Below are 8,547 nucleotides of genomic sequence, written 5' to 3'. Positions count from 1 at the left end.
CGCCAACTACAGCGGCACCGGATTCGCCAACGGCGACAACGCCGTCGGCAACTACCTCGAATGCACCGTCACCGCGCCCAACGCCGGCCCCGGCACCTTCATCATCCGCTACTCCAACGGCACCACCACGAACCGACCCGCCGACATCAGCGTCAACGGCACCGTCATCGCCGCGGCCGCCGCCTTCGACCCGACCACCAACTGGGACACCTGGGCCGACAAAACGGTCACCGCCAACGTCAACGCCGGATCGAACACAATCCGGATCACCGCCACCACCGCCCTGGGCTACGCCAACCTCGACTACATCGACGTCAGCGTGGCCGCAGCGTCCACCGACTACCAGGCCGAAACGGCCACCGTCTCGCAAGGCACCGTGGCGAGCAACCACACCGGCTACACCGGGACCGGGTTCGTGGACTACACGAACATCGCCGGGTCCTATGTGGAGTTCTCCGTGAGCGCGGCGGCGACGGGTACCGCGCAGCTGACGTTCCGGTACGCCAACGGCACGACCGTGAACCGGCCGATGGACATCACCGTCAACGGCAACTCGGTCGCGTTGGACCTGCCCTTCGGCGCGACCGCCGACTGGGACACCTGGGCTGACAAGACCATCTCCGTCTCTCTCAACGCCGGCACCAACACGGTCCGCGCCACCGCCACCACCGCCAACGGTGGTCCGAACCTGGACCGGCTGCGGGTCACCGGACAGACCGACTCGATCGCACCCACCACACCAGGCCAGCCCAGCTGCGCCAACATCACCGACACCAGCATCAACCTGTCCTGGGGCGCCTCCACCGACAACATCGCCGTGACCGGCTACGACATCTACCACGACGGCAACCTCCTCGCGCAGTCCGCCGGCACCGGCACCAGCACAACCCTGACCGGGCTCACCCCCAACACCGAGTACCGGCTGTCGGTCTTCGCCCGCGACGCCGCCGGCAATGTGTCGCTGTCCAGCGCCCAGGCCATCTGCACCACCCTGCCCAGCACCGACACCCAGGCCCCGACCGCACCGGCCAGCCTCAGCTACTCCAACCTCACCTCCGGCAGCGTGACCCTCACCTGGGCCGCGTCCACCGACAACCGGGGCGTCGTCGCCTACGACGTCCGGATCGGCACCACCGTGGTGACATCGGTCAACGGCACCCCACCGGCGACCACGACCACCGTCACCAGCCTCGCCTGCAACACCCCCTACACCCTCAACGTGGTCGCCCGGGACCTGGCCGGCAACACCTCGCCGCCGAGCAACACCGTCACCTTCACCACGCCCGCGTGCAGCGGCGGCGTACCGTCGGCCATCGCCACCTACTCGACCGGCTGGACCATCCCCTGGGGTGTCGCCTTCGCCCCCGACGGACAGTCGGCGCTGGTCACCGAACGCGACGACAAGGTCGCCGCCGGCCAGTTCCGGGTGTACAAACTCGCCACCACCGGCGGCACCAAAACCCTCGTCGGCACCGTCCCCAACGTCGTCACCACCAACGGTGAAGGCGGACTGCTCGGCGTGGCGTTCGACCCCAACTGGGCCACGAACCACTTCGTGTACCTCATGCACACCGCATCCGAGGGCAACCGCATCGCGCGCATGACCTACAACGGCAGCACCCTCACCGGATACACCACCCTGGTCACCGGCATCGCCAAAAACCGGTACCACAACGGTGGCCGGCTCGCGTTCGGCCCGGACGGCTACCTCTACGCCACCACCGGCGACGCCCAGACCGGCAGCAACGCACAGGACAAAAACTCCCTCAACGGCAAGATCCTGCGGATGAAAACCGACGGCACCCCCGCCCCGGGCAACCCGTTCGGCACCCTCGTGTACAGCTACGGCCACCGCAACCCCCAAGGCATCGCCTGGGACTCCCAAGGCCGGCTGTGGGAAGCCGAGTTCGGCAACTCCATGTACGACGAACTCAACCTCATCAAACCCGGCCTCAACTACGGCTGGCCCACCTGCGAAGGCACCTGCACCGTCACCGGCATGCAAAACCCCAAACGCCAATGGCCCGTCGACCAGGCATCACCCAGCGGCATCACCATCGTGCGTGACGTCGTCTACATGGCCGCCCTACGCGGCGAACGCCTCTGGCGCATCCCCATCCTCACCGGGGAAACCACCGGCACCCCCAGCGCCTACTACGTCGGCACCTACGGCCGCCTCCGCACCGTCACCAAAATCCCCGGCGCCGACGCCTTCTGGCTCACCACCACCAACTGCGACAACAACGGCGGCGCCAGCAACGGCTCCGACCAGATCATGCGGGTCACCGTCACCTGACCCGCTGCGGCGACCGGTGGTCGCGGGACTGCACCCCGCGACCACCGCAGTCGTCACCACAGCACGCGGGAGCGCTGGTCGACGCCGGGTCCGCCGTAGGGGTAGTCGGACACGATCGGCGCGCTGGCCTCCGTGAGCAGCGCCGTCTCCTGCTCGGTCAGGTGCAGATCCGCCGCGGCGAGGTTGTCGTCGAGCTGCTCGACCGTGCGCGCGCCGAGGATCACCGACGTGACGGCGGGGCGGTCCGCGACCCAGGCGAGCGCCACCTGCGCCATCGACACGCCGCGCCCCTCGGCCACCTTGCGCACCGCGTCGAGGATCTGCCAGGTGCGCTCCTGCGCGTTGCGCGGGGCGTACGCCTCCATGCCGCGCCGCGGGTCCTCGCCGAGGCGGGTCGCGCCCGTCGGCTCGTTGTTGCGGGTGTACTTCCCGGACAGCCAGCCGCCGGCCAGCGGCGACCATGGCAGGATGCCGATGCGCTCGTTGCGGCACACGTCGACCAGCTCGAACTCGATGTCGCGAACGAGCAGGTTGTACTGCGGCTGCAGGGTGACGATCGGCGCGAGCCCCCGGAACTGGGTCAGCAGCGCCGCCTTCTGCAGCTGCCAGCCGAGGAAGTTGCTGACGCCGGCGTAGCGGATCTTCCCGGCGCGCACGGCGTCGTCGAAGAACCCGAGCGTCTCCTCGATCGGGGTCAGCGGGTCCCAGGCGTGCGCCTGGTAGAGGTCGATCGTCTCGATGCCGAGCCGGCGCAGGCTCGCGTCCAGCGCCCGGGACAGGTTGGTGCGGGTCAGGCCGGCGTCGTTGGGCCCGTCCCCCATCGGGAAGCGCCCCTTCGTCGCGATGACCAGCCGGTCTCTCATCCCGGGCCGGGCCGCCAGCCAGCGGCCGACGATCTGTTCGGAGGCCCCGCCGGCGTACACGTTGGCGGTGTCGACGAAGTTCCCGCCTTGCTCGACGTACCGGTCGAGCTGGGCGTGCGACACCTCCTCGCTGCTCTCCTTGCCGAACGTCATCGTGCCCAGGCACTGGGCGGACACCACTGTGCCGGTGCCGCCCAAGGTGCGGTACTCCATCCGTTGCTCCTTCGACGTGATCTCAACCCCGAGTCTGCTCAACTCGTACCACGTCGTCGAAGCGGCGGTCGTCCAGGCTGCTGGGCAGGGCCTCGGCGCCGTCCTGCTGTGCTCCACGTAGGTGGAGCACAGCAGTCACCGACGTGTCAGTATGATCTTCGCGTGCTCGGACGTCTCCTGCGGCGCGGCTCGGCGCCTGTCATGCCGGAACCCGACCGCGACATGGCGCTGGACGATCGGGAGCTTCGCGCGGCGCGTGGCCTTGCGGTTGCCGGCGACTGGGCGGCCGCCCGCGATATCGTCGCCACCGCCGGTGCCGACTGGGAGCGTCGCGGGCTTCGGCTCAAGGTGCTGGCCGAGGCCGCCCCGCAGGATGCCGGCGGATGGCTCGATGCCTGGCTGCTGGACGCCCCGGACGACCCCATAGCGGTGACCTTGAACGCGGCCGCGCTCAGCGACAGGGCCGGCAAGGCGCGAGGCGCCGCGCCGGCGGCGCAAACCTCGGAGGAGCAGTTCCGCTCGTTCGCCGAGCTGTCCGAGCGATCGCACGCCGAGGCGGTGCGTGCGCTGACCCTCGCGCCTGACGACCCGATGCCGTGCACCATCCTGCTGGGATCCATGTTCGCCGTCCGTGATCAACGCGGTGCCTTCCGCGAGGTACTCGCTGAGGCAAGGCGACGGGACCGGTACAACTTCGATGCTCATTGGACCGCCGTCAACTTTCAGTGCGAGAAGTGGTTCGGCTCGCATCGCGCGATGTTCGACCTTGCCCGCGAGACAGCATCCGAGGCGCCGGCCGGCAGCGGCGTCACGATGCTGCCGCTGTTCGCACACCTCGAGTACGCGATGCGGCAGTACTGCTGGGGCAAGGTCAGCAGGGACGGACTCATCAACTGCCGTCGGTACTTCCAGCGCGACGATGTCCAACGCGAGCTCGACGCGTGCGTGACGAAGTGGCGCTCGCCCGGTCCACCGGTCCACGCCCGGGCACTCGTATGCGAGAACTGGCTTGCCGTCGCGTATGCGCTCTCCGGCCGCCGCGACGAGTGCGCGGCGGTGTTCGGCCGGATCGGCCCGTACGTCGCCTCGCACGTCTGGGCGTACTTCTTCGGTTCCACCGTGGGCGGCTTTGTAGCGAACTGGAAGTGGGCCAACCGCGTCCGCTGACCGCTGCGTTGCGGAGGCATCCGTCGCAGCCGATCCGGATGCTCCCAGGTTGCCCCGGCTAGACGCTCGACGAGGCCCATGCCATCGCACTCGCGCATGGTGCTCACGCCATCGTGCGGCACATCGAGCAGGCGAGAACGCAGATCTGACGTGCGGCCACGGCAGACGTTCCGCCGGCCTCTCGCGGGCGGCGTTCAGCCGATGCCGTCCAGCAGCGCGCGCAATGCCGCGCAATGCGCCTCAAAGGCATGGCCGCCGGCACGGGTCATCCGGTACGTGGTGCTAGTCCCGCGGCCGTGACCGTCCTTCGTCGCGGTCACGTAACCGGCCGATTCCAGGGTGGCCATCTGTTTGGACAGGTCCGAATCGCTGAGCTGCAAATGCTCCTTCAGAAAGCGGAACGAAACCGACGGCGCATTGGCCAGGATCCCCATCGCGGCGAGGCGTTTGGGGACATGAATGATCGGGTCCAGACCGTCGATCACGTAAGTCGCGACCTTACCGAGGCGGCCGCTTTGGCGTAACGACGCTCATAGATCGCCAGCCCGGCCGTGGCCAGAACGAACGCAAGTCCAGCGGCTACCGGCACTCCGCCCAGCCACCAGCCGGCGGCCACGACCAGCACGACCACGGGGAGCGTGAGCAGGTAACCCCGCCAGACGGCCGCGATCTCCGGCGGCGGTGTGCCCCTGCCCGGCATGGGCAGCGCACCGTGCCGGCGGCGCATCCAGGTCAGGAAGACCAGCTCCAGCACCAACAGGATGGCCAGGGAGCTTGCGAACAGCGCGGCGTTCTCCCGCCACCACGTGAACGCCCCAATCATCGCGGCCGCCCACAGTCCTATGGACGGGGAGTACCACCACGGCGTAGGTGGGTAGTCGATGTACGGCGCTGCCGCTCCGCGCTCGGCTGCCGCCAGCTGCTGCCGAATCTCACTACTTTCCATGTTGGAAACCATACCGATAGCTTTCCACTTCGGCAAGTGGAAAGTAGTGGTCGGCATCGGCCCGAGGCCACCCTCACGTAGCCGCGATCCGCGCGCCGTGGCCCGGGAGTCACGTACCAAAGCGCAGGGTGACCATTAACCCGATGAATGCGACCACGCCGGCCAGAAGGATCGCCGACTTGGGGTTGCCGAGGTTGAGCGTCCATCCGAGACCGAACCGGCGCGGAACCAGCAGTGCATGGTCTTCTCGGTTGAGGTAGAACAGACCGCCGCGCCAGTACCGGTCGTCGTCGCGGTGGGTCAGGCCCGTCTCCGGCTCGCCCTCAGGCCGTTCGCGATTGTTCCGGGCGAGGACCACGACGGCGACCACGACGGCGGTCAGGATCGGAAGCACGACCACCAGGGGTGCCCACGAGGTGACAGTGCCGGTCCACATCAGTAGTGACGATCCCAGCAATGCCAGATCGATCATCGCGGCGAGCCCGAGCAGCGCCTTGGCGCTCTGCGAGATGTACCGGCGGTACCAGCGCGCGGAGGCGGCCGGGCGCGCCGGGTCGAGGTCGGGCCGGCCGCGGAAGACGGCCGCCGCGATGCCCGCGAGGAGTGCGGTGAGGCCGACCTGGACGAACACCAGTGAGAACGCGGTGGCGACCGACTTGGCGGCCATCCGGTCGGGTACGCCGTTCGCGTCGTAGTGCACGGCGAATGTCTCGGGTATCGACGGGTACCGGATCAGGCCGATCACCACGGTAGCGACCACGATGACCAGCGCGGGTGCCAGCCAGAGCCACGGAAACCGCGGTGGGTCGGTCCGGAGCTCGGTGTCCACGGCGATGCCTTGGCGCAGGCCTTCGTACCACCCGCCGGCGGCCTTGGCGGCGCGGATCTCGTGGTTGGCCAGGAAGAAGCAGCCGTACCAGACGCCGACGAGGAGCAGCACCGACATCGGCAGGAGCAACGGTTCACCGGTCACGCTGAACATGACCACGCCGATCCCGGCGGCGAGGATCCCGCCGCCCAGCACCCGCCATCGGTAGATACGGGTCTGCCTGACCACCGTCGGGTCGGCGGCCCGCTGGGCCGGCACCCGAACGCCGAAGGGCACGGTCGGGCTGCTGAGCGAGGGCAGCACCAGCGCGAGTACCAGCACCAGTGCGGACAACACGGAGCTCAGAGCGATGGCGACAGTCATGGCGTGTCCCCTGAGTGGCTGGTACGAAATGAGGCGAGCAGGGAGTCGCAGGTTGTGAGGACCTCGTCGGCCGGCAGTCCCCTGGCGACGGCCTCGGCGAGCAAGGTCCGCGCCCGCGCGGTCCAGTCCTCGCGGAACGGCGAGTCCGCGACCGTCGAGGTCACCACTGCGCCGGTCTTGCGGTTGAGCCGGATCAGGCCCTGCTGACGCAGGAGGTCGTACGCCTTGTTGACGGTGTGGAAGTTGATCCCGAAGTCCGCGGCGAGCGCTCTGATCGGCGGCAACGGGCTGCCCTCGGTCAATACACCCTCGGCGATCGCCTCCACGATCCGATCCCGGAGCTGCTGGTAGAGCGGCACCTCGCTGGCCAGGTCGAGGTTGAGGATCACGAACCCACCTCCACGTTTATTCTATAAGTTATAGAACAAACGAACAAACGGCGCCAGCGGCAGGGCGCGTCGGACGGACGCGCCCTGCCGCCGGGAGAAGGGTCGTCAGACGACGATGCGGTCCACGTTGAACGAGGTGTTGCCCGGGTTCGAGAACACGATGGTGTTGCTGCTGCCGGCCTTGAGGCTGACGGTGACGTTCTGGGTGACCACGGTGTTGTAGTCCGGGGTCGCCGGTAGCGTCACGGTCTTGCTGACGCCGTTGACGGTCAGGGTGAGGTTGTTGCTCCGGCCGACGCTCATGAAGTAGAGCTTCAGCGTGTAGCTGCCGTCGGCCGGCTCACTGATGCCCGTCAGCGTCGCCGAGGAGCCGTTGACCAGGAAGCTGAGCTTCTTGCCACCTGAGCAGTGGGCGCAGCTGGTGACGGTGGTGCCGCCGGCCAGCGTGGCGCTCTCCCCCTCGTAGCTCTTGTTGCCGCCCGGCGGGGTCGAGGGCGGCGGAGTCGAGGGCGGCGGGGTCGAGCCCGTCGGGAACGTCCACTGGCTCTGGACGCCCGAGCAGCTGCCCGCGGTCAGCGTGCCGTTCGTGTCCCGGAAGCACTTCTTGCTCGTCTGGATGTCGGAGATCGTGCTGTTGTTGAGGTTGACCGAGAACTGTTGCTTCGGACCCGCATCACAGGGCTGGAAGACGAGGTTGCTGCCCGAGATCGTGGCGCACTGCCGGGCCATGATCATGAAGGCGCCCTGGAAGGTGAAGTTCTGGGTCGCGCTGCCGTTGCAGGGCGAGGTGCTCAGCTTGGAGCCGTTCGCCGGGTTGGTCGACGGTGCGGTCAGGCAGTACCCGGTGGACTTGTTCACCCACGCGCCGGCCAGCGTGTTCGGCTTCGCACCGCCGTAGCAGGCACCGGTCTCGAGGTCGAAGATCGGCGTCGGGTCGTAGGGCTCGTTCGACGGCGGGTCGATGACGACGTCCTCGAGGGTGGCGGAGCCGTCCGCGTTGTAGTGCGTCAGGGCGTCCTCGCAGTTGATGGCGTCGAACGGGTCGCCGCCCTTCCCACCGAGCCAGAGGTCGAAGTGGTAGAGCTTCGGGCCGCCGTTCGGGCCCTTGCCGTTCCAGTCCTGGTCGCACTCGTCGCAGCCGTCCTCCATGACGAAGTACTTGCGCAGGCGGGGCACCCAGATCTTCGTGCCGGGCTTCGCCGCGCCGGTGGCCGCCGCGAACGTCAGCGGGTCGTTGTACGTGCCGGTGCCGCCGGCCTCGTCGTGGACCGACGGGTAGGCGATCTCGGCGCTCGGCGGGGTGTTGTCGTACCAGCCGTAGAGCGTGAAGAAGGCCTTGGTGTTGGTAGCCGCCTCGGCCGGCCCGGTGGCGGCGACGACGCCGATGACGGCCAGGACGGACACACACGCGGCCGCGATCGCGGACACGAGGGCTCTCCGTTGCATTGGGGCTCCTAGGGTACAACTGTTAGTCAGACTGA

The 8,547-nt window shown here is 68.3% G+C and carries 8 protein-coding genes; 2 read left to right on the top strand and 6 right to left on the bottom strand.

Going from position 1 to position 8,547, the window contains the following annotated elements:
• Positions 1 to 2,296, top strand: a 2,296-nt coding sequence (locus ABD901_RS26135; RefSeq protein ID WP_345130058.1) for a PQQ-dependent sugar dehydrogenase, incomplete at its 5' end; no start/stop codon positions are given.
• A 53-nt stretch (positions 2,297 to 2,349) separates the two neighbouring features.
• Here ABD901_RS26135 and ABD901_RS26130 read toward each other — a convergent pair.
• Positions 2,350 to 3,372: an aldo/keto reductase gene (locus ABD901_RS26130; protein ID WP_345130055.1), complete on the bottom strand. Its 1,023-nt coding sequence runs from the start codon at positions 3,370 to 3,372 to the stop codon at positions 2,350 to 2,352.
• A 162-nt stretch (positions 3,373 to 3,534) separates the two neighbouring features.
• Between ABD901_RS26130 and ABD901_RS26125 the strand changes: the two genes are divergently transcribed.
• The gene (locus ABD901_RS26125) at positions 3,535 to 4,539 is read left to right on the top strand and encodes a hypothetical protein (RefSeq protein WP_345130053.1); all 1,005 of its coding nucleotides are present in this window, start codon (positions 3,535 to 3,537) and stop codon (positions 4,537 to 4,539) included.
• Positions 4,540 to 4,733: 194 nt separating this feature from the next.
• On the opposite strand, the gene ABD901_RS26120 is transcribed toward ABD901_RS26125, so the two are convergent.
• From ABD901_RS26120 to ABD901_RS26100, 5 genes are all read right to left on the bottom strand, one after another.
• Positions 4,734 to 5,024 (bottom strand): winged helix-turn-helix domain-containing protein, encoded by a 291-nt coding sequence (locus ABD901_RS26120; protein ID WP_345130051.1) that lies wholly within the window; start codon positions 5,022 to 5,024, stop codon positions 4,734 to 4,736.
• Complete coding sequence (locus ABD901_RS26115) at positions 5,021 to 5,485, bottom strand: hypothetical protein (RefSeq protein WP_345130049.1); 465 nt, start codon at positions 5,483 to 5,485, stop codon at positions 5,021 to 5,023. The genes ABD901_RS26120 and ABD901_RS26115 overlap by 4 nt, the downstream gene beginning before the upstream one ends.
• A 109-nt stretch (positions 5,486 to 5,594) precedes the next feature.
• On the bottom strand, positions 5,595 to 6,677 hold the full coding sequence (locus ABD901_RS26110; RefSeq protein WP_345130048.1) for a DUF1648 domain-containing protein: 1,083 nt from the start codon (positions 6,675 to 6,677) through the stop codon (positions 5,595 to 5,597).
• A complete protein-coding gene (locus ABD901_RS26105) occupies positions 6,674 to 7,066 on the bottom strand; it encodes a GntR family transcriptional regulator (RefSeq protein WP_345130045.1) in 393 nt (130 codons plus the stop codon). Before ABD901_RS26105 ends, ABD901_RS26110 begins: the two co-directional genes overlap by 4 nt.
• Before the next feature lie 105 nt (positions 7,067 to 7,171).
• Entirely contained in the window at positions 7,172 to 8,512 is a 1,341-nt protein-coding gene (locus ABD901_RS26100; protein ID WP_345130042.1) for a ricin-type beta-trefoil lectin domain protein, read from the bottom strand.
• Positions 8,513 to 8,547: the final 35 nt, after the last annotated feature.

The organism is Dactylosporangium darangshiense (assembly GCF_039537565.1).
GTDB lineage: Bacteria > Actinomycetota > Actinomycetes > Mycobacteriales > Micromonosporaceae > Dactylosporangium > Dactylosporangium darangshiense.
This window is presented reverse-complemented; position numbering and strand designations above follow the sequence as displayed.